The sequence below is a fragment of the Kribbella sp. NPDC031520 genome (assembly GCF_055580825.1).
Map to the genome: position 1 here is coordinate 350,472 of NZ_JBVIKS010000006.1, position 20,368 is coordinate 370,839.

The window sequence follows — 20,368 nt, forward strand, 5'->3', positions numbered from 1 at the left end:
GGACCGCTCGTCCGTACGGATGAAATCGCCGTACCTGAGCGCGCACGGACTTTGGTCCGGCCCGGCAGTCCGCAACAATCGCTGCATGTCCGACCGCCAAACCGCAGTCGCCGCCCGTTCGCGACCGCCGACGCGCAGTGCAGCGCGCCGGCGGAAGAAGTCCGGGGGCATGTGGCGGCGCGGCTGGGTGATCGCGGTGCTCGCGGTGCTGACGGCGATGGTGCTGATCTTCCATCGCAGCGTGCCGAACTCGATCGGCAACCTCGGCAGCCTGCTCGACACCTTCCTGCCCTGGGTCGGCGTCGCCGTACTGGTGCTGGGCATCGCGGCGCTCGTACGGCGGTCCGCGACGGCCGGTGTCGCGCTGCTGCTGCCCGCGGTGATCTGGGGCCTGATGTTCGGGCACCTGTTGCTGCCGGGGAAGGCACCCGGCGGCCCGTACGACCTGCGCGTGCTGACCCACAACGTCGACGCCGCGAACCCGGCACCGAAGCAGACCGCCGAGGACCTGCTCGGCGCCGACGCGGACGTCGTCGCGCTGGAGGAGCTCACTCCGGCGGACCTGAAGATCTACAAGGCGGAGCTCGCCAAGACCTATCCGTACGAGGTGACGCGCGACACGGTCGCCCTGTGGTCGAAGTACCCGGTCGTCGAGACGAAGTCGGTCGACGTCGGCTTCGCATGGACGCGGGCGCTGCGGGCCGAGGTGCGGACGCCGAAGGGGACGGTCGCAGTGTACGTCGCGCACCTGGCGTCGGTGCGGGTCGGGACCAGCGGGTTCACGTCCGACCAGCGCAACAACACGATCAAGGAGCTCGGGCAGCAGATCGCGGCGGACAAGTCGTCGGCGGTGATCGTGATGGGCGACTTCAACGGCACGATCAACGACCGCAGCCTCGCGCCGCTGACGTCCGGTCTGCGCTCGGCGCAGGGTGCGGCCGGTACCGGGTTCGGCTTCACCTGGCCGTCGGCGTTCCCGATGGCGCGGATCGACCACATCCTGGTCCGCGGCCTCACCCCGACGAAGGCCTGGGTGATGAGCTCCACCGGCAGCGACCACCGCCCGGTCGTGGCCGAGCTACGTCTCTGAGGCGATTCCGTTGCGGTAGGCGTAGCGGACGGCTTCGGCGCGGTGGCGGGCGCCGATCTTCGCGAACGTGTTGTTGATGTGCGTCTTCACGGTCGCCTCGCTGATGAACAGTCGCCCGGCGATCTCCGGGTTGCTCAGCCCGCGCGCGATCAACCGCAGCACCTCGGTCTCGCGGGCCGTCAGACCGTCGCTGCCGGGATCACTCGCGGGCGTCAGCCCGGCGACCAGCCGTTTGCTGACCTCGGGGTCGAACGTCGACTGCCCGGCCGCGGTGGATCGCAGCGCGGCGCCGATCTCGGCGCGACCCGCGTCCTTGGTGAGGTACCCGCGCGCCCCGGCGCGGAGCGCGTTCGCGATCGACACGTCGTCGGCGTACGTGGTCAGTACGAGTACGGCGACGTCCGGGAAGTCGGCGGTGATCCGCGCAGTCGCCTGAGTACCGTCAAGCACCGGCATCCGCAGATCCATCAGTACGACGTCCACGTTGCCCTGGGCAACCAGGTCGACGGCCTGCACGCCGTTCGCGGCCGCGCCGGCGACCTCGACGCCGTCGATCAGCCCGAGCAGCGCGACCAGTCCTTCCCGTACGACCTGCTGGTCGTCCGCGACGACCACCCGGATCACGTCAGTCAACCTCCGCCACCACCAACCAGTCGTCTGGACTACTCGGGTCCGGACCTGCCGTCAACGTGCCGCCCACCAGGGCCAACCGCTCCCGCATTCCCGTCAACCCGAACCCTTCGCCGTTCGTGACGCCCTTGTTCCGCACCGACACCTGGACGCCGCCGTCGTTGTAAACAAGCCGCATGTCAACAATCTGACCAGGCGCGTGCTTCGCCGCATTCGTCAGCGCTTCACGAGCCGCACCGAGCAGCGCGACGGTGACCCCGGACTCCAACTTCCGCCGGCCGGTAACCGTCAGCCGCACAGCAGTCCCGTGATCCGCGATGTGCTGCTCTGCCAGCGCAGCCAGCGCGGCAGGAAGCTCAGGTACCTCGTCCGCCCGTAGCGCTGCCACAGCGGAACGCGCCTCGGTCAGCCCTTGTACGGCGAGCCTGCGCGAACGACGTACGCGCTCCAGCGCCCCGGCCGTGTCACGGCGCTCCTCGAGCAGGGCCTCGGCCACCTCGAGCTGAACGCTCAGCGCGCCCAGCGAGTGCGCCAGTACGTCGTGCAGGTCGCGGGCGATCCGCCCGCGCTCCTCCAGCGCCGCAGCCCGCGCATGCTCGCTCTGTGCCAACTGGGTCTGCTCCAGCAGCTGCTCGGTCTGCCGAGCCTGCACCTCGTACTGCCGCCGGTTCAACCCGAACGCGATGAGTACTGCGGTCCACAGCAACTGCGTGAAGTACCAGGTGTCCGACTGGTCGAACAGCCACGCCGAGCCGGCATACGCGACCGCCACGCCGATGCCGGCGGCCACGATGGGCCGGTTGCCGTGCCGTCGGAAGTCGATCACAGCGATGTCGGTAATGGCGACCAGTACGAGTACCAGGGCGTTCGACTGCGAGTACCCCGCGATCAAGGCGTTGCTGACGGCAACAGCCGACAGCAGGACGAAGGCGACGTAGGGCCGGGCGGCCATCAGCAGAGACCCGAGCAGGAAGACGCCGAACGTCACGCCAAGTACTACCCACACCCAGCTGTCCGCAGGACGCGCAGTGGCCAGTACGGCGATCGCAACGCCGGCGGTGAGCACCCGGCCGACCCAGCCGCTCTCGCCGTGCGGACGGGACGGCAGCAGCGCCTTCAGCTTCACTGGTTGGTGTACTCCTCGGCCATGCGGCTCGCCTTGCCCTGGATGATCATCGACTGCGTCAACAGGTTCGCACCGAGCGAGACCATCAGCGCACCGCCCTCGGCGACCGGTACGCCGAGCAGATGGCCGACGCCCGCCAGGCCGAGCCGGATGATCAGGTAGGCCACCATGATGCCCAGTCCGGGCAGACCGAGCCGGTAGAACACCTTCCCGGCGCGTCGCTCGACCTGGGCGACCCGTCCGCCGGCGACGCCGGCGACCAGGGCCACAGCCGCTCCGATCACCAGCAGGGTCACGTCGGCGACGCCGAGCTGCACGTGCTTGGCGTACAGCTGGTAGACGCCGACCCCGATCAGCACGACCGGACCGCGCCAGACGTCGGTGTCGGAGTTCTCCAGCTCGGACCAGGACAGCCGCCGGGCGATGACGGCGATCACGACGGCGATCACGACGAATGCGTTGGGCACGGTTCCGAAGCTCATGTCACGGACGGTAGGCCGGGACTGCACTCGGTGAGGACAGACCACGGGTGGAGATCCGGGTGGAGAACAGGTGTCGCGTGCCACGTAGTTGAAAGAAGTAGTAACGTTCCTGAGCGGTAACAACACGAGCTGTCACACTCAGGCGATCCGGAGGGCTGATGCTCCCGCAACAATCCATCCTCAGACTGGATGCCACGGCGATCGACTACGTCATCATCGCGCTGTACTTCGTCTTCGTACTGGGCATCGGGTACCTGGCCAGACGGGCGGTGTCGAGCAGCCTCGACTTCTTCCTGTCCGGGCGCTCGCTGCCCGCGTGGGTGACCGGCCTGGCGTTCATCTCGGCCAACCTCGGCGCGATCGAGATCATGGGCATGTCGGCGAACGGTGCCCAGTACGGCATGCCGACCGTGCACTACTTCTGGATCGGCGCGGTCCCGGCGATGCTGTTCCTCGGTGTCGTGATGATGCCGTTCTACTACGGCTCGAAGGTCCGCAGCGTGCCGGAGTTCATGCTCCGCCGGTTCGGGAAACCCGCGCACCTGGTGAACGCGATCAGCTTCGCGCTGGCGCAGGTACTGATCGCGGGCGTGAACCTGTTCCTGCTCGCGACCATCGTCAACGTACTGCTCGGCTGGCCGATCTGGGTGTCGGTGATCGTCGCCGCCGTGATCGTGCTGAGCTACATCACCCTCGGCGGGCTGTCCGCGGCGATCTACAACGAGGTGCTGCAGTTCTTCGTGATCGTCGCCGCGCTGCTGCCGCTCACGCTGGTCGGCCTGCACAAGGTCGGCGGCTGGCAGGGCCTGGTCGACAAGGTGACCGCGTCGCCGGGCGGCGGTGAGCAGATGTCGGCCTGGCCGGGCAACGCGCTGAGCGGGTTCGGCAACAGCTTCCTGTCGGTGATCGGGATCGTGTTCGGCCTCGGCTTCGTGCTCTCGTTCGGGTACTGGACGACGAACTTCGTCGAGGTGCAGCGCGCGATGGCGTCGAAGAACATGTCGGCGGCCCGGCGGACCCCGATCATCGGCTCGTTCCCGAAGATGTTCGTCCCGTTCATCGTGATCATCCCCGGCATCATCGCCGCGGTGATCGTGCCCGAACTGGCCCAGTTCAAGGCCACCGGCAAGGGCGAGGTCGACTACAACGACGCGATCCTGCTGCTGATGCGCGACCTGCTGCCGAACGGCATGCTCGGCCTCGCGATCACCGGCCTGCTGGCGTCGTTCATGGCCGGGATGGCGGCCAACCTGAGCTCGTTCAACACGGTCATGTCGTACGACATCATCGAGCGGTACGTGCTCAAGGACCGGCCGGACGAGTTCTACCTGCGGACCGGCCGCTGGGCGACCGTCGCGGGCACGCTGATCGCGATCGGCACCGCCGCGATCGCCTCCGGCTACAGCAACCTGATGGACTACCTGCAGCAGTTGTTCTCGTTCTTCAACGCACCGCTGTTCGCGACGTTCATCCTTGGTATGTTCTGGAAGCGGATGACCGCGACGGCCGGATGGGTCGGTCTGGTCAGCGGTACGGCGACCGCGATCCTGGTCTTCGTACTGTCCGAGAACGGCGTCATCAACTTGCCCGGTCAAGGCGCCAGCTTCGTCGGCGCCGGCGCGGCGTTCGTGGTCGACATCCTGATCAGCCTGCTGGTCAGCATGCTGACGACGCCGAAGCGGGAGACCGAGCTGATCGGCCTGGTCTACTCGCTGACGCCGAAGGAACAGCGCACCGAGGTCGCGGTCGCCGGCGACGGTGGCTGGTACCGCAAGCCGGTGTTGCTGGCCGGGATCTCGCTGGCGATGACCATCGCCCTGAACATCATCTTCAGCTGACCCGGTTTAGGAGCACTGTGATGGCGGAGAAGAAGAAGGCCGGAGCGTTCGACATCCGGATGGTGATCGCGCTGCTGGTCGGCATCTACGGCGTGGTCCTGACGGTCCTCGGGATCACCGGGAGCCAGGCCGAGACCGACAAGGCGGCCGGGATCAACATCAACCTGTGGGGTGGCATCGGGATGCTCGTGTTCGCCGCCCTGTTCGTGCTGTGGGCGCGGCTGCGGCCGATCGCGGTACCGGACGAGGAGTGAGCATGTCCGTTTGACGAACATCGGCGTCCGGTCGGATCCTCCCGCCCGGACGCCGGCGTTCGTAGGCTCGAAGTACCCGATCAGGAGGTACTCCGAGATGACGATCACATCCGAGCGGCCCGAGCTGTCGTCGCTCGCGCAGCAGTACGCCGACGACGGCTTCGTACTGGTGAAAGGCCTGCTCAGCAAGGAAGAAGCGGCGTACTACCGCACCCGTAGCCACGACCTGCTGGCGCGGCTGAACCGGTCCGACGACCCCACCTGGGGGGCCGCTCGCGACATGGCGGACGCACCCACCAAGCTGCAGCACCTGCACGACGCGCAGTTCTACGACGCCGAGTTCGCGAAGCTGCTGGTGGACCCACGGTTCACCGACGTGGCCGCCGCGGTGATGGGGGTGGACAACGTCCAGTTGCACCACACCAAGCTGTTCGTGAAGCCGCCGGAGAACGGTTCGCCGTTCCCGCTGCACCAGGACTACCCGTTCTTCCCGCACACCTACCACCGGGTCGGGGCGGCGATCTTCCACTTCGACGACGCGCCGGTCGAGAAGGGCTGCGTACGGGTCATCCCGGGCAGCCACAAGGACGGGCCGCGCGAGCACAGCCCGGAAGGGTCGTACCACCTGCTGGAGCCGTCGTTCGACGCGGCGACACCGCAGCCGGCCGAGGCGGGAGACGTACTGTTCTTCACGTACCTGACCGTGCACGGGTCCGGCGTGAACACCAGCGACGAGGCCCGTACGACGTGGTTGATCCAGTACCGCGACCCGGCGGACCCGCCGACGGTGAAGACCCACGACTGGTCGCTCGGCCAGGGCATGATGCTGCGAGGAGTCGACCCCACTGGCAGGAGTGCTGTTTGACCCTCTCTGATCTGGCCGGTGCTGACCGGTTCGTCGACCTCGCGGGGCTGTTGGAGTCCTGTGAGGTCGACGGCTTCCACGCGGACTTCCTCAGCTGGGGGCACTACCGGCCGGAGTACTGGCGCAACTACTGGCACAGCCACTCGTTCCACGAGGTCTGCCTGGCGTACTCGGGGGAGGGACGCTTCAACAACGGCTCCGTACAGTACGACGTCGTGCCGAGCTCGGTGTTCCTCGCACGCCCCGGTGACGTCCACGAGATCGAGTCCTCCCGCACTGAGCCGCTCGGGATCGCCTTCTGGGGCTTTACCTTTCGCCCAGGCTCGGACGAGCACGGCTGGTGGTCCGGCCTGACTCGCACTGATGGCCCAGTCATGTCGACGAGAACGGGTGCGCTCCCAGCCCTCGTCACAGCGCTGGCCGGGGAAGCTGCAGCTCCGGTGTCCGGCTACGAAACTGCTCTGACAGCCCTGGGATCCACGCTCGTGATGGAGACCGCACGAGCATTCGCCCTCGCCGAGGACCTAGCTGTTGAGCCTGTCCGCCGAGACAGAGGTCCCCTAGTAGTAGAGGCGATGCAAAGGCACCTCAGAGACAACCTCTCCCGCCCCATCACCGTCAGAGACGTGGCAGCGGCAGCCCACCTCTCGGAGCGCCACGCAGAACGCCTCTTCACCCAGCAAACCGGCGACACCATCATGTCCACCCTGCGGCGCCTACGCCTTGAGTTGGCCGCTCAGCTGCTGCTGGATCAAACGTTGTCTGTGACAGACGTGGCACGCGCCTGTGGCTACTCAGACGTACGGCCGTTCTCGACCGCGTTCAAACGCAAGTACGGCCGCACGCCTGGCGACCACCGTCGTACCGGCGGGACGGAGTTCCTCTAGTGCTATCCTGACCGCATGCGAGTGAGCCTGCTCCTTACGTAGCCGTACTGGCATCCAGGCGCAATCTGAGCGCCGGACCGGTACGGCACCCCCTCCTGTGTGAGGGGATTTTTCATTTCTGGCAGATTTAGGCTCAACAAGACCACGAAGCAGGAGTAGGACCGTGAGCGAGCAGGTAGATGACGCCCAGATCGACAGGGGCGGCTACGACTTCAACGCCATGCAGGCCAAGTGGCGTCCGGTGTGGGAGAAGCTGGACCCGTTCAAGGCGAAGGACGACGGCTCGGCGGAGCGTCGCTATGCGCTCACGATGTTCTCCTACCCGTCCGGCGACCTGCACATGGGTCACGCCGAGGTGTTCGCGCTGCACGACGTCCTGGCGCGCTACTGGTTCCAGCAGGGGTACGACGTACTGAACCCGATCGGCTGGGACTCGTTCGGCCTGCCCGCGGAGAACGCCGCGATCAAGCGCAACGAGCACCCCGCGACGTACACGTACGCGAACATCGAGACCCAGGCGGAGTCGATCCGGCGGTACGCGCTGAGCTTCGACTGGTCGCGCCGGCTGCACACGTCCGACCCGGAGTACTACCGCTGGACGCAGTGGCTGTTCCTGCGGCTGTACGAGCGCGGCCTGGCGTACCGCAAGGCGTCGTACGTCAACTGGTGCCCCAACGACCAGACCGTGCTGGCGAACGAGCAGGTCGTCCAAGGACGCTGTGAGCGGTGCGGCTGGGAGGTCACCAAGCGGGAGCTGACCCAGTGGTACTTCAAGACCACTGACTACGCGCAGCGCCTGCTGGACGACATGGACCAGCTGCAGTGGCCGGAAGAGATCCTGCTGATGCAGCGGAACTGGATCGGCCGCTCCGAGGGTGCCTTCGCGGACTTCCAGGTCGAGGGTCGCTCCGAGCCGATCCGGGTGTTCACGACGCGCCCGGACACGCTGTTCGGCGCCACCTTCATGGTGGTCGCGCCGGACGCGAAGCTGGCCGCCGAGCTGGTCACGCCGGAGCAGCAGACCGCCTTCGACGAGTACCTGACCAAGGTCAAGGCAACCACCGAGATCGAGCGGCAGAGCACCGAGCGCGAGAAGACCGGTGTCTTCCTGGGCTCGTACGCGATCAACCCGGTGACCGGGCAGCGGATCCCGATCTGGGCGGCCGACTACGTACTGGCCGACTACGGCACCGGCGCGATCATGGCGGTCCCCGGACAGGACACCCGGGACTGGGAGTTCGCGGAGAAGTTCGGCCTGCCGATCGTCCGTACCGTGCAGCCGACCGAAGGTTTCGAGGGCAAGGCCTTCACCGGCGAGGGTCCGGCGATCAACAGCGCGAACGACGAGATCAGCCTGGACGGCCTGGACATCGCCGAGGCTAAGACGCGGATCATCGACTGGCTGCAGGACAAGGGCCTGGGCGAGCGCACGATCAACTACCGGCTGCGCGACTGGCTGCTGAGCCGTCAGCGCTACTGGGGCTGCCCGATCCCGATCGTCCACTGCCCGGCCTGCGGTGAGGTGCCGGTACCGGACGACCAGCTGCCGATGGAGCTGCCCGACCTGCGCGGCGCCGACCTGCAGCCGAAGGGCGTGTCCCCGCTGGCCGCGGCCCGCGAGTGGGTCGAGGTCGACTGCCCGAAGTGCGGCGGCAAGGCCGAGCGCGACACCGACACGATGGACACGTTCGTCGACTCCTCGTGGTACTTCCTGCGCTACCTGTCGCCGGAGTACACCGACGGGCCGTTCGACCAGGCCACGGCGGAGCGGTGGATGTCGGTCTACCAGTACGTCGGCGGCAAGGAGCACGCCGTACTGCATCTCATGTACGCGCGCTTCTTCGTGAAGGCGCTGTACGACATGGGCCTGCTGAACGTGGTGGAGCCGTTCACCCGGCTGCTGAACCAGGGACAGGTCATCAACCAGGGCAAGGCGATGAGCAAGTCCCTGGGCAACGGCGTGAACCTGGGCGATATGATCGACGAGTACGGTGTCGACGCCGTCCGGCTGACCATGGTGTTCGCCGGGCCCCCGGCGGACGACATCGACTGGGCCGACATGTCGCCGGGTGGTTCGCTGAAGTTCCTGCAGCGCGCGTGGCGGCTGGCCGGCGCGGTCGAGTCGCCGGTCGGCGCCGACCCGTCGACGGGCGACCGGGAGCTGCGCAAACTGACCCACCGGACCGTGGCCGACGCGGCCGAGCTGATCGACTCGCACCGCTTCAACGTGATGGTCGCGCGGATCATGGAGTTGGTGAACGCGACCCGGAAGGCGATCGACGCCGGACCGGGCGCGGCCGACCCGGCGGTCCGCGAGGCGGTCGAGACGGTGGCGATCCTGCTGAGCCTGGTCGCGCCGTACACGGCCGAGGAGATGTGGGAGGAGCTGGGCCACGAGCCGACGGTCGCGAAGGTCGGCTGGCCGAAGGTCGACCAGGCGCTGCTGGTCCAGGACACCGTGACCTGCGTGATCCAGGTGGCCGGCAAGGTCAAGGACCGGCTGGAGGTCGCGCCGGACATCTCCGACGCCGACCTGGAGCAGCTGGCGCTGTCGTCCGAGGCGATCCAGAAGGCACTGGACGGTCGTGGTACCCGCAAGGTGATCGTGCGGGCACCGAAGCTGGTCAACATCGTCCCGGCGTAGGACTACGCTGCTTGGATGCGTTCCGAGCTGATCGACGTCACGACCGGCGGTTCCGAGGTCGTGTACGACCTGACGAGCGCGTGCGAGCAGTTCGTCGCCGCTGAGGCCCACCAGGCCCAGGGCGACGGGCTGCTGCACGTGTTCGTGCCGCACGCGACCGCGGGGATCGCGATCCTCGAGACGGGCGCGGGCAGCGACACCGATCTGCTCGCGATGCTGGCGGAGCTGCTGCCGCGCGATTTCGGCTGGCGGCACCGGCACGGCACGCCCGGGCACGGACGTGACCACGTCCTGCCCGCGCTGATCCCGCCGTACGCGTCGGTCCCGGTGCTGGACGGGCGGCTGATGCTCGGTACCTGGCAATCGATCTGCCTGGTCGACACGAATGTGGACAATCCGCACCGGCAGGTCCGGCTTTCCTGGCTGGCCGGTTAACGGACCACCGGGTAACAACCTTTTCCGGTTTTTGGTGACTTATCGTGATGTTGCCGGTCGCGTTACGTTTGCGAAACACGACTCCGCTTGAATTGCCGTATGGCTGCCCTGGAAACCCTGCGCGACGTCACCGTTGAGCTCCTGGTTCGCGCCACCCGGGGCATTTCCGATGGCAGTCTGCTGAATGCCGACACCGGCCGCGCCGACACCCACGCGCGGATCGACGACTGGGCCGGTGTGCTTTCCCTCTATGCCGGAGAAAACGAATCCCGGTCGGTTCGCGCGACTGCTTGAAACATGTATTTCTGAGCCCGCAGGAATTCATTAGGCGCGATTTCCGTGTGACCCAGACCGCATCCCGCACACCGGGTAGCCCCGGCGGAAACGTACCCATGACGCTATGTTGTGTCAGGTACGTGAGGCCTTCAGAGGGGTGACGGGCTGTGTCGGACAGGGATGGCCGGGTGGGCGGTCGGCGAGGGTTCGCCGAGTTGCTGCTCGACTTGAGGGTCCAGGCAGGCCTTTCGCAGGAGGAGCTGGCCGACCGGGCCGGGCTGAGTGTGCGCTCGATCCGGGAGATGGAGGCCGGCCGGGTCGCGCGCCCGCGGAAGGACTCGGTCCGGTTGCTCGCGTCCGCTTTGGGGCTCGAGGACGTGGCCGAGTTCCTGCAGGCCGCGGGACACGGCTCGGGGCGCCCTGTCGTACGTCCCACCGCGCCGACCGTCTCGGTGGCGGATGCGGCTCCGACCGGTCTGCGCTGGCGCGGTACGCGGCCGATCCCGGACGGACTCGTCGGACGTGAGCAGGAGCTGGACGAGCTCGAGGCGCTACTGGGGCAGAACCGGCTCGTCACGCTGGTGGGTCCGGGCGGCGTCGGGAAGACCGAGCTCGCGCTGGCGGCGGCGGACCGGTTCTCCGGCGCGGACACGACGGTCGTGGTCGTCGACCTGACGACCGTGCAGCGCGACGCCGCCGTACCGTCGGCCATCCTCGATGCCTTCGGCACAGCTCCCGGTACGTCGGACCTGGACGACGTACTGTCCGGCCGCCGTCCTGGTGATCTGGTGATCGTCGAGGACAACGCTGAGCACGTGCTCGACGGCGTCGCCACGGTCGCGAACCGGATGGTGCGGAGTTTCCCGGGCATCGGCGTGCTCGTCACGTCCCGGATCCCGCTCGGGCTGCCGGACGAGGTGGTACGACGCGTACAGGTGCTCGGCGTACCGGCGAACGACGAGAACTTCGACGAGATCGTGGCCTCGCCGGCCGTCGAGATGTTCTGCCGCCGGGTCGCCCGGGTGCGTCCGGACTTCAAGCTGACTGAGGCAAACGCGCCGACCGTGGCTCGGCTTTGCCGGCGGTTGGACGGGCTGCCGCTCGCGCTGGAGCTGGCGGCGGCGCGGGCCGGGTCCTTGTCGGTGGAGACGATCCTGGCCGCGCTCGACGACCGCTTCCGGTTGCTGTCCGGGCCGCGGCGGTTCGGTGCACCACATCAGCGCACGCTGGCCGACACGATCGCGTGGAGCGTCGACGGACTGTCGGATCCTGCACGGCAGCTGCTGTACCGGACCTCGGTGCTCGGGTCGCCCTTCACGCTCGAGGCCGTTGCAGGCGTCTGTACGGGTATGCCGATCGACGAGCTCGACGTACCGATGCTGCTGGCGGAGCTGGTCGAGAAGTCGCTGCTGCAGCCGGTCCACGAGTTCGAGCAGCTGTACGGCGCGCGGTACAAGCTGCTGGAGACGATCCGGGAGCACGCGTACGGCGGGCTGTCGTCGCAGGGGGACGACCTCACCGAGTTCCGCAACCGGGCCGTCAAGTGGTGTACGACGTACGTGTCCGGGCTGGAGGGCGCGTGGTCGTCGCCGGACCGCGACCGGCGGTACCGGGCGGCGCATGCGAACTCGGCGCTGTTCGAGGTGGCGCTGGCGCGGGCCGCGGAGCTGGGGGAGTGGGACACGGCGGCGCGGATCGTGCTCGGGTTCCGGGTCGCGTGGCAGTACCAGGCGAGCGTGGCTGAGAGCGGGATCCGCTGGGCAACCCTGTGCTCTTCCAATGTCTCTGACCAGGAGACGAGCGGTCGTCTGCTCGCCATCGCGGGACGGCTGTCCAGTCTGACCGGTGACATCCACGGGGCGCGGCGGCACTACGAGGAGGCGCGCAAGCTCATCCCGGGCGAGACCGAGATGGGTCTGGTCGCTCGGGGCGGCTGGGTGTCGTCCGGCTCGCATCTACTCGATACGCAGAGCCTGGCCGAGGTTCCTGCGCTGGTGGACGACGCTCGGAAGCACGGCGACCTGCAGCGGTCTGCGACCGTACAGGCGACCTGTGGGCTGGCTCTGCTGCGCTGGGGTCGTTTGGCGGAGGCGCGTGACCTCCTGCTCGCTTGGGAGGCCGCGCTGGTGAACCCGGGCGTCTACCCGGACGAGATCGCGTACATGGCCCTCAGCCGAGTCGACCTCGAGCTGGGGAACCTGGCCGGTGCTCGTCACTGGGCCCTGCTCGCCCGCGACAGCCAGGCGTCCGACGACCCTGAGCGTACGAAGGTGGCCGGCTGCCTGGCCATGGTCGAGTACCACGACGGCCGGTACGACGAAGCGCGCGCCCTGCTCGACCAGGCCGACGCGGACATCCGGGCTCACCGTGGGTACTTCGACTACTTGGTGATGCTCTACCGGTCGCGGCTGGCCCGTGCTGCCGGTGAGGTGGAGCAGGCTCGTCTGGCGGTGCTGGATGCGCTGAACCGGCTGCTGCTCGAAGGGCGGGTCGTGTACCTGCTCGAAGTACTGCCGGAAGCTGTGGCGGTGCTGCATGCGCTCGGTCGTTCTGAAGCGGGAGATGCGGTCTGCGGGGAGCTGCTGGCGTGGCAGCGCACCATGGACCCGCCGATGCTGCCGACTGCGTGGGCGGTGCTGCAGGAGTCGTGCCAGACCGCCACGGCCGCTGACGGGTGGCCGCAGCCCGATCCGGCGGCCGCGGTACAGCGGCTGGCCAACGACGTACTCGCCGCCCTTTCCTGACGCGGATCCGCCGAAGCTGCCGGGTAACTGCCGGTAGTTCTGCCTCGTCCTGACATGGCCGGGCGGCAAAGAATTACAGCCGTAGGGCAGGTTCCACGAAGCAGAGTCCGACACCGGAAAGCGGCGGGAAAGGCGGTGGACCATGAAGAGGCCATGGCACAGCGCCCGACCGCATGGCTCGGCGAAGGCGACGCGGAGGGCCTCCGGTGGCTGGTTGGTGGGGGCGCCGACCGGCGGCCGAGAGCTCCGGAGTGCTGTCGAGTGTGGATCTGTCCTGCCTGTACCCGGCGCGGTGCACCTTACACGCACTGCTTCCGGGGCGGGGTCCCAGCACGGGGTCAGGCACACGACACAGGGGACGAGTGTCGCGGCCCGGTTGGCGCGGGTAAACCGGCGGGTTTGGTCACCCGCCGGTCGGCCGGCCGCTGGGACCTCCCGGGACCTCGGCGAGCTCGCGGTCAGGCCGGTTCATGCGGAGCCGGATACGGGGAGTAGCTCGTCGGGGCCCGATCAACGTCAGCTGACAGCCAGGGGGAGTCAGCCGAACACGCCGGGCTGTTGACGCACAGGGGACGCCAGGAGCCCGGCAGAGTTCCCGAAGCGAGGTGAAGGCCCCGGAGGGGTGGCCTTCACCTCGCTGCTCTGGTGCGCTGTCTCACTCAGCTTGTGGAGTTCGGCACTGCGCTGGGACGTTACTGGTTGCTTAACCGTCCGGTAACCTCGCTGCATGGCAGCCCGCGTGCAGGTCGTCACCGACTCCACGGCCGGTCTGTCCACGCACGAGCTCCTCCGCCTCCCGGTGACCGTCGTACCGCTGCAGGTCGTGATCGGCGGCACGTCGTACGACGACGGCGCCACCTCCGCGGACGCGGTCGCGGAGGCGCTGAAGACGTTCACGCCGGTCTCCACGAGCCGGCCGGCGCCGCAGACCTTCGCCGACACGTACGCGGCCTGCGCCGCCGACGGCGCCGAGGCGGTCGTCTCGATCCACCTCTCCGGCGACATGTCCGGCACCTTCGAAGCCGCGATGATCGGCGCGAAGGAGTCCCCGATCCCGGTCCACGTCGTCGACTCGCGCTCCCTGGGGATGGGCCTCGGCTTCCCGGTCCTGGCCGCAGCCACCGCGGCCGCCGCCGGCGAGGACGCCGCCACGGTCGAGGCCGCCGCCCGGGCCCGGATGAAGACGATCTCGTCCTACTTCTACGTGGACACCCTCGAATACCTCCGCCGTGGCGGCCGCATAGGTGCCGCCCAGGCCCTCTTCGGCACCGCCCTGGCCGTGAAGCCGCTGCTCACCATCAACGGCGGCCGGATAGTCCCATTGGAGAAGGTCCGCACCTCGAGCCGAGCCATCGCCCGCCTGGCCGACATAGCCATTCAACGAGCCGGCGACACCCCAGTGGACCTGGCGGTCCACCACCTGTCCAACCTGGAAAAAGCCCAGACCCTGGCCGACACCCTCACCGCCCGCCTCCCCCAAACGAAAGAGCTGGTCGTCCGCGAAGTGGGCGCCGTAATCGGAGCCCACGTGGGCCCGGGCCTCCTAGCCGTAGTGGTAAGCCCCCTCTGAGCACCTGCCCGCCTGCTTCCTGTTCTCCACAGGTTTGAAGTCGCCGGTGTGATCCTGCCGAGAACTCGTACTTTCTCTGGCTGTGAAGGTCTTCCGCCGTACCGACCCCTCGACCCCGGACGCCCGAGCCCGCGCCCTCGCGCGCCTCACCGCCCGGCCGCCCACGCACGCCGACCTCCACACCCCCGACGAACACCCCGAATACCAGGAGGAGCGTGATGAGGTGCGCGGCGGATGGACCCCCAACCAACAACCCAACCCCGACGACCACTCCGAACACGACCCCACCGAACGCCACTCCGAACGCGACCACTCCGACCGCCGCCCACCCGAGCATCCCGAACACCACCACCCCAACCGCCGCCCACCCGAGCAACCCGAACGCCACCACCCGGACCGCCGTCCACCCGGGCAGCCTGACCACCAGAACCACCGACCCGATCGGATCGTCGACCGGCTGCGTGACGCCCGCTGGACGCTCACCCCGCGCCACGTCCTCGTCCTCCTGGCAGTCCTCGCCGTCGGCCTCACCTGGGCCACGTGGACCTTCCTCCGCGCGCGCCCCACCCCCATCTCCGAGAACCACCCCATCACCACAACTACTGGCAGCTCAGTCGCCCAACCCTGCCCCACTCAGCTCGCACCCACGACAACCCAGCCGTGTCCGAGCACAGGCCAACCCTCCGCCTCCTCGACCCAACCAGGCACCGGCCAGACCCAGCCGGGCACCGGCCAGCCTGCTTCCACCCAGCCGGCCGCCAACCAGACCCAGCTCGGCCCCGGCCAGCTACCCGGCGCCGGCACGACACCGAACCAGCAGCTCGTAGTCGTCTACGTGGCAGGCAAGGTACGCCGACCCGGCCTGGTCCGCGCCCCGCTCGGCGCGCGCGTGGCCGACGTCCTCACCCTCGCCGGCGGCGCACTGCGCGGCGTAGACCTGACCACCCTCAACCTCGCCCGCCAAGTGACCGACGGCGAACAGATCATCGTCGGCCAACCCAACCAGCCCCAACCCACGGGCCCACCCCAACCATCAACCCAACCCACCACCCCCACGACGGCCCCGAACACCCCCGTGGACCTCAACACCGCCACCGTCGAGCAACTGGACGCCCTCCCCGGCGTAGGCCCCGTCCTGGCCCAACGCATCCTCGACTACCGAACCCAGAACGGCCCCTTCACCACCATCGACCAACTCCAGGAGGTCCCCGGCGTAGGCCCCAAGAAGTTCGACTCCCTCAAATCCCATGTCCGCATCTGACCCCACCCCAGCCCCGGACCCCGACCCGGCAGACGAGCCGGCGGACGACCCGGCGGAGGTCGAGCCGGTCGACCTGCGCTTGCTGACGCCGGCGGCTGCCGGGTGGTTGGCCGCGGCGGTGCTGGTGGGGCAGGCGCCCTTGGTGGGTGGCGTCGTCGGTGGCGGGGCGCTGGTCATGGCGGCGGTTGTCGGCCTGCTGCTGGTACGTCGGCAGCGTCGGACGCCCTCGCCGGCGAGGGACCCGGATCCGTCGTCGCGCGCCGCGAATCGTTGGAGTGCTGTTGGCGCTCGGCGGGGCTGGGCCGCTGTGGGGGTGTTGGTGGTCGTCGGGGGACTTGCGATCGCGGCGGGGCTGCAGGTCGCGGGGTTGCGGGCGGGGCCTGTGTACGAGTTGGCCGGTGGGGCGGGGACGGTGAAGGTGCGGTTGCGGATCGACGGGGATCCGTCGTTGCGGCAGAGCACTACCAGCAGGCGCCCGCCGTACGTGGTGGTGAAAGCAACTATCGAGGAGGTGCGCAGTCAACGAACGAAGACGGTTCGGGTCCGTACGCCAGTACTGGTGATCGGGAACGCGAAATGGCAGACCGTCAGATTCGGACAGCATGTCGAGGCGAACGGGAGACTCGATCGCGCTGACACCGGCGGCGAGGTTGCCGCGATGCTCTCCACCCTCGAGCGCACCTTGATTCCGAGCGGTCAGCCAGCGAGGGCTCTATGTGGCGTCTGTGCAGCCCCGAACCGGCCAAGGGATCTTTGGCGCCCGGCAGCGACCACGAGGGAGACGAGGTAGCGCCGTCGATAGGACTGGGACGGACCCAGATCTGTCTTGGTCCTTTCGTGGTCTCGTGGCATACGTCCTGCAGGCGTGCTATGTAGACAGTTGCGGCGAGGTCGGAACCTTGCACGGCCCCCAATGTGCCCTCAGCTCCGGGAGGACCCGGCAGCGGCCGCGACGCAGACGAGATAGCGCCGTCGATGGTACCGGGATTGGACCCAGACCAGTCCCGGTCCATTTGTGGTCCCGCGACAGCGTCATTCTGCGCGCCGGCCGGACCACCGCAGCCGGTCTCACCTCCGGTCGCATCCGGATGCCACCGACCGCGGGACCGAGGGTAAAGTTGTCGATGGCAACTACCGTCTGTAACCCCTCAGACAGGCGGAGGGTCGTCTTCGACCGTGGCCCGAACTCGTCGCCGGGCGAGTCCGGCCAGGCGCCGTGACATTCGCTGTGTGTTGCACCGCCTGCGTCACGTCTTCGTCGTCAGGCGAAGCTCGGGCACCCAGGGTCCAAAGTCACGTCGTGAAAGGGCCGCCATGCACTCGCAATCCTCGGGTGCCCGGTCGTCGCGAGGCCGCGACGGTCGGTGCGGTCGTGAAGAGGAGGAGCAGCAAGTTCTAAGCTCGTTACGCGGCGACGCCGTCGGGAGATTCGTCGTACGTCTCGAGAGTGATGGCGTTCGCGGCGTGGTTGAGGGGCTTCATGATCGGCCGCATGGCCAGGTCCTTCCACGGCAGGTGGCTGACCAGCCGCATCATCGTGGTCTGCAGGCGGATCTGCCGGGCGCTGCCCGCAACCATCTGGCCGGCGTTGCTCGCGCCGAGGGTCAGATTCGTCTCGACGTACTCGCTCATGGCCTGCTGATAGTTGGCGTAGGCGCGGCGGTGGTCGCCCGCTGCGGCCTTGAGTTCGCCGGCCAGGACATAGGCTCCCACGACCGCGAGGCTGGTGCCCTGACCGGACAGGGGCGAGGGGCTGTACGCTGCATCGCCGACCAGCGCGATCCGGCCGGTCCACCACTGCTCGAGGTGGACCTGGCTGATGGAGGTGAAGTAGAAGTCCGGCGAGGCGGGCATGGCCCGCAGCAGGGTCTGGGTCTTCCAGCCGATCCCGGCGAAGGAGTCCGCGACCACGCGTTCCTGCGCCGCGCGGTCGGAACGGCCGGGCAGGGTTGCGGGAGTGGGAAAGACGAACTGAGCCTTGGCGAGGTCCGGGCGGGTGCTGTACACGTTGACCACCCGGCCGGGGGTCGGGTAGAGCAGTTCCCAGTGATCCAGCCCGAAGGTGTTGGGAACGGTGACGACGCACGCATGCATGCCCAGCGGGCGGACGAAACGATCCTCCTCGCCGAATGCCAATTGGCGCACGGCCGAGTGCAGCCCGTCGGCGCCGATGACCAGATCGAACAGGCGGGGCGCCGCGTGCCGGAAGGTGACCGCGACGCCGTCGGGGCCGTCGGTGAGGCTCGTGATCGAGTCGCTGAACAGATACTCCACGTCGGCTTTCGTGGTCTGGTACAGCAGGTTGGACAGGTCACCGCGCATGACCTCGTCGTCCCCGGGCGCGCGCATGCCGATCAGATCCGGGCCAAGGGTCGCCAGCGCCTTGCCGGAGTCGTTGACCCAGGCGCCGCCGCGGATCTTGGTGCTGGACTCACGAACGGCGGACAGCAGGCCCATCCGTGTGACAACCTCCATCGCAACCCCGCGCAGGTCGACCTTGTAGCCGCCGGCACGCAGGGCGGGAGCTTGCTCGACCACGGTGGGCGTGAACCCGTAGCGGCGCAGCCAGTAGGCGAGTGCGGGACCGGCGACACTGGCGCCGGAAATCAGGATCTTCATCAGGGCTCCTTTGGACAGGGTGCCCTGCTAGCGTCCGCGATGTCGGCAATCGCGAACAACGCCGATCTGGGCAACGCACTGTTGAGCGACAGGTTCACGATCGGGAGGCGCTGATGGAGCTTCGGGACATCGAGATCTTCTTGGTCCTCGCCGAGGAGCTGCATTTCGGCCGGACCGCGGAGCGTCTGCACGTCACCCCGTCCCGGGTCAGTCAGTCGATCAGGAAGCAGGAACGTCAGATCGGCGCCGCTCTGTTCGAACGCACCAGCCGGCGCGTGAAGCTGACCCCGAACGGCCAGCAACTCTTCGACGATCTGGACCCGATGTACCGCGGCATGCGCGCAGCCATCGACCGCGCCGTCCGCGCCGCGCGCGGCATGACGCGCGTACTGCGCATCGGCATGGTCGGCGGCAATCACCACGATCTACGCCCGCTGCTGGACGCCTTCCGCACCCGATATCCCACCAGCGACGTGCAGATCCGGCACTGCGGGTTCGGCGACCCCTTCGGGCCGCTCCGCACCGGGGAGGTCGACCTCCAGATCCTCTGGCTCCCCGTCAGGGAACCTGACCTCACCGTCGGCCCCGTCGTCTACATCGAGCCCGTTGTCCTGGCCGTCGGCGCGGCCCATCGGCTGGCCGAACGCCAGTCGGTCTCGTACGAGGTCCTAGCCGACGAAGTCGTCATGGGCGGCGCCAAGCCGGACTACTGGCGCGAAGGGCTCATCCCCCGCCGCACCCCCAGCGGCCGTCCCATTCCGCTCGGCCCCTCCGTCACGAGCCTCGCGGACATGCTTCCCCTCCTGTCGAACTGCGAAGCCGTCTCAATGGCATTCGCACACGGCACCCGGTACTTCGCACGTCCCGACATCGCGTACATACCCATCCACGACGCACCGCTGGCGCAGTGGGCCCTGATCTGGCGCACGAACGCCCAGTCCGACGCAATCCAGGACTTCGCACAGACGGCCCAAGCCCTGGGCCCCCTCACACACCAAGAGCCCTGACCGTCACCCGTACCAGCCGTTTCAAACCTGACCGCGGGTCACTCGGTTGACGGGGTCCAGCGGAAGAAGAGCAGGGCGAGGCCGGTTGCGCCGAGGCCCAGGCGGCGAGTACGCCGATGTCAGTGCAGGAGAAGCCGGCGCCCGTGGTTGCCGGGTCGTACACGACCACTGTCGCGACAAAGCGACGTAGCACTTGGCTGGCCTCTTTGATCCGGTTTCATGATCTCCTCCCTGCCAAGGAAGTGATCGATGCGGAAGATCGCAGAGTCCGGGAACGCCGACCGCACAACCCCGTTGAGTTCCCTCGCCCAGTCCAGGTCACGCCCGAACGGCTTCTCCACAATCACCCGCGCGTCCTGGGTCAGTCCCGCGGCCTGGAGGCCCTCGATCACCGTGGCGAACAACGAAGGCGGTGTGGCCAGGTAGTGCGCCGGGCGGCGGGCATCACCGAGCGTCTTTCGTAGCGCGGCGAAAGTGGCCGGGTCGCCGTAGTCGCGGTCGACGTAGGACAGCATCGACAGCAGCCGGTCGAGGGCCGCGGTGTCGTCGACCCCTCCGTCGGCCTGGGCGATGCTGTCCCGCACGTGGTCGCGCAGCTGGGACAGGCCCCAGTGTGAGTACGCGACCCCGATCACGGGAC

The 20,368-nt window shown here is 68.2% G+C and carries 18 protein-coding genes; 13 read left to right on the top strand and 5 right to left on the bottom strand.

Features of this window, described 5'->3' with window-relative positions:
* The first annotated feature begins 85 nt into the window (after positions 1-85).
* The gene (locus ACZ5BU_RS30655; protein WP_465703913.1) at positions 86-1,090 is read left to right on the top strand and encodes an endonuclease/exonuclease/phosphatase family protein; all 1,005 of its coding nucleotides are present in this window, start codon (positions 86-88) and stop codon (positions 1,088-1,090) included.
* Here ACZ5BU_RS30655 and ACZ5BU_RS30660 read toward each other — a convergent pair.
* Genes ACZ5BU_RS30660 through ACZ5BU_RS30670 form a run of 3 tightly spaced genes read right to left on the bottom strand, consistent with a single transcriptional unit; the run spans position 1,079 to position 3,328 of the window.
* A complete protein-coding gene (locus ACZ5BU_RS30660; protein ID WP_465704259.1) occupies positions 1,079-1,714 on the bottom strand; it encodes a response regulator in 636 nt (211 codons plus the stop codon). The two genes, ACZ5BU_RS30655 and ACZ5BU_RS30660, sit on opposite strands and share 12 nt — an antisense overlap.
* 1 nt (position 1,715) lies before the next feature.
* Complete coding sequence (locus ACZ5BU_RS30665; RefSeq protein WP_465703914.1) at positions 1,716-2,846, bottom strand: sensor histidine kinase; 1,131 nt, start codon at positions 2,844-2,846, stop codon at positions 1,716-1,718.
* The gene (locus ACZ5BU_RS30670; RefSeq protein ID WP_465703915.1) at positions 2,843-3,328 is read right to left on the bottom strand and encodes a hypothetical protein; all 486 of its coding nucleotides are present in this window, start codon (positions 3,326-3,328) and stop codon (positions 2,843-2,845) included. The genes ACZ5BU_RS30665 and ACZ5BU_RS30670 overlap by 4 nt, the downstream gene beginning before the upstream one ends.
* Positions 3,329-3,486: 158 nt before the next feature.
* On the opposite strand from ACZ5BU_RS30670, the gene ACZ5BU_RS30675 reads away from it, so the two are divergent.
* The 11 genes from ACZ5BU_RS30675 to ACZ5BU_RS30725 all read left to right on the top strand — a co-directional run bounded on the left by ACZ5BU_RS30675 (position 3,487) and on the right by ACZ5BU_RS30725 (position 16,892).
* Entirely contained in the window at positions 3,487-5,166 is a 1,680-nt protein-coding gene (locus ACZ5BU_RS30675) for a sodium:solute symporter family protein (RefSeq protein ID WP_465703916.1), read from the top strand.
* Positions 5,167-5,186: 20 nt separating this feature from the next.
* Positions 5,187-5,420, top strand: a complete 234-nt coding sequence (locus tag ACZ5BU_RS30680; RefSeq protein ID WP_465703917.1) for a hypothetical protein — start codon at positions 5,187-5,189, stop codon at positions 5,418-5,420.
* A gap of 97 nt (positions 5,421-5,517) precedes the next feature.
* Positions 5,518-6,285, top strand: coding sequence for a phytanoyl-CoA dioxygenase family protein (locus ACZ5BU_RS30685; protein WP_465703918.1), 768 nt, complete (start codon positions 5,518-5,520; stop codon positions 6,283-6,285).
* Positions 6,282-7,172, top strand: coding sequence for a helix-turn-helix domain-containing protein (locus ACZ5BU_RS30690; protein WP_465703919.1), 891 nt, complete (start codon positions 6,282-6,284; stop codon positions 7,170-7,172). Before ACZ5BU_RS30685 ends, ACZ5BU_RS30690 begins: the two co-directional genes overlap by 4 nt.
* Positions 7,173-7,335: 163 nt before the next feature.
* Positions 7,336-9,816 carry a leucine--tRNA ligase gene (gene leuS, locus ACZ5BU_RS30695; protein WP_465703920.1) on the top strand — a complete coding sequence of 827 codons (2,481 nt, stop codon included), beginning with the start codon at positions 7,336-7,338 and terminating at the stop codon, positions 9,814-9,816.
* A gap of 15 nt (positions 9,817-9,831) precedes the next feature.
* Positions 9,832-10,251 carry a YjbQ family protein gene (locus tag ACZ5BU_RS30700; RefSeq protein ID WP_465703921.1) on the top strand — a complete coding sequence of 140 codons (420 nt, stop codon included), beginning with the start codon at positions 9,832-9,834 and terminating at the stop codon, positions 10,249-10,251.
* 99 nt (positions 10,252-10,350) lie between these two features.
* Positions 10,351-10,545 (top strand): hypothetical protein, encoded by a 195-nt coding sequence (locus ACZ5BU_RS30705; RefSeq protein WP_465703922.1) that lies wholly within the window; start codon positions 10,351-10,353, stop codon positions 10,543-10,545.
* Positions 10,546-10,715: 170 nt separating this feature from the next.
* On the top strand, positions 10,716-13,271 hold the full coding sequence (locus ACZ5BU_RS30710) for an ATP-binding protein (protein ID WP_465703923.1): 2,556 nt from the start codon (positions 10,716-10,718) through the stop codon (positions 13,269-13,271).
* 727 nt (positions 13,272-13,998) lie between these two features.
* On the top strand, positions 13,999-14,841 hold the full coding sequence (locus tag ACZ5BU_RS30715) for a DegV family protein (RefSeq protein ID WP_465703924.1): 843 nt from the start codon (positions 13,999-14,001) through the stop codon (positions 14,839-14,841).
* A gap of 82 nt (positions 14,842-14,923) precedes the next feature.
* A complete protein-coding gene (locus tag ACZ5BU_RS30720; protein ID WP_465703925.1) occupies positions 14,924-16,102 on the top strand; it encodes a ComEA family DNA-binding protein in 1,179 nt (392 codons plus the stop codon).
* Positions 16,089-16,892 carry a hypothetical protein gene (locus ACZ5BU_RS30725; protein ID WP_465703926.1) on the top strand — a complete coding sequence of 268 codons (804 nt, stop codon included), beginning with the start codon at positions 16,089-16,091 and terminating at the stop codon, positions 16,890-16,892. Before ACZ5BU_RS30720 ends, ACZ5BU_RS30725 begins: the two co-directional genes overlap by 14 nt.
* A 614-nt stretch (positions 16,893-17,506) precedes the next feature.
* Here ACZ5BU_RS30725 and ACZ5BU_RS30730 read toward each other — a convergent pair.
* Positions 17,507-18,721 carry an FAD-dependent monooxygenase gene (locus ACZ5BU_RS30730; protein WP_465703927.1) on the bottom strand — a complete coding sequence of 405 codons (1,215 nt, stop codon included), beginning with the start codon at positions 18,719-18,721 and terminating at the stop codon, positions 17,507-17,509.
* 113 nt (positions 18,722-18,834) lie between these two features.
* Between ACZ5BU_RS30730 and ACZ5BU_RS30735 the strand changes: the two genes are divergently transcribed.
* On the top strand, positions 18,835-19,728 hold the full coding sequence (locus ACZ5BU_RS30735) for a LysR family transcriptional regulator (protein ID WP_465703928.1): 894 nt from the start codon (positions 18,835-18,837) through the stop codon (positions 19,726-19,728).
* A 119-nt stretch (positions 19,729-19,847) separates the two neighbouring features.
* On the opposite strand, the gene ACZ5BU_RS30740 is transcribed toward ACZ5BU_RS30735, so the two are convergent.
* Entirely contained in the window at positions 19,848-20,363 is a 516-nt protein-coding gene (locus ACZ5BU_RS30740; RefSeq protein ID WP_465703929.1) for a hypothetical protein, read from the bottom strand.
* Positions 20,364-20,368: the final 5 nt, after the last annotated feature.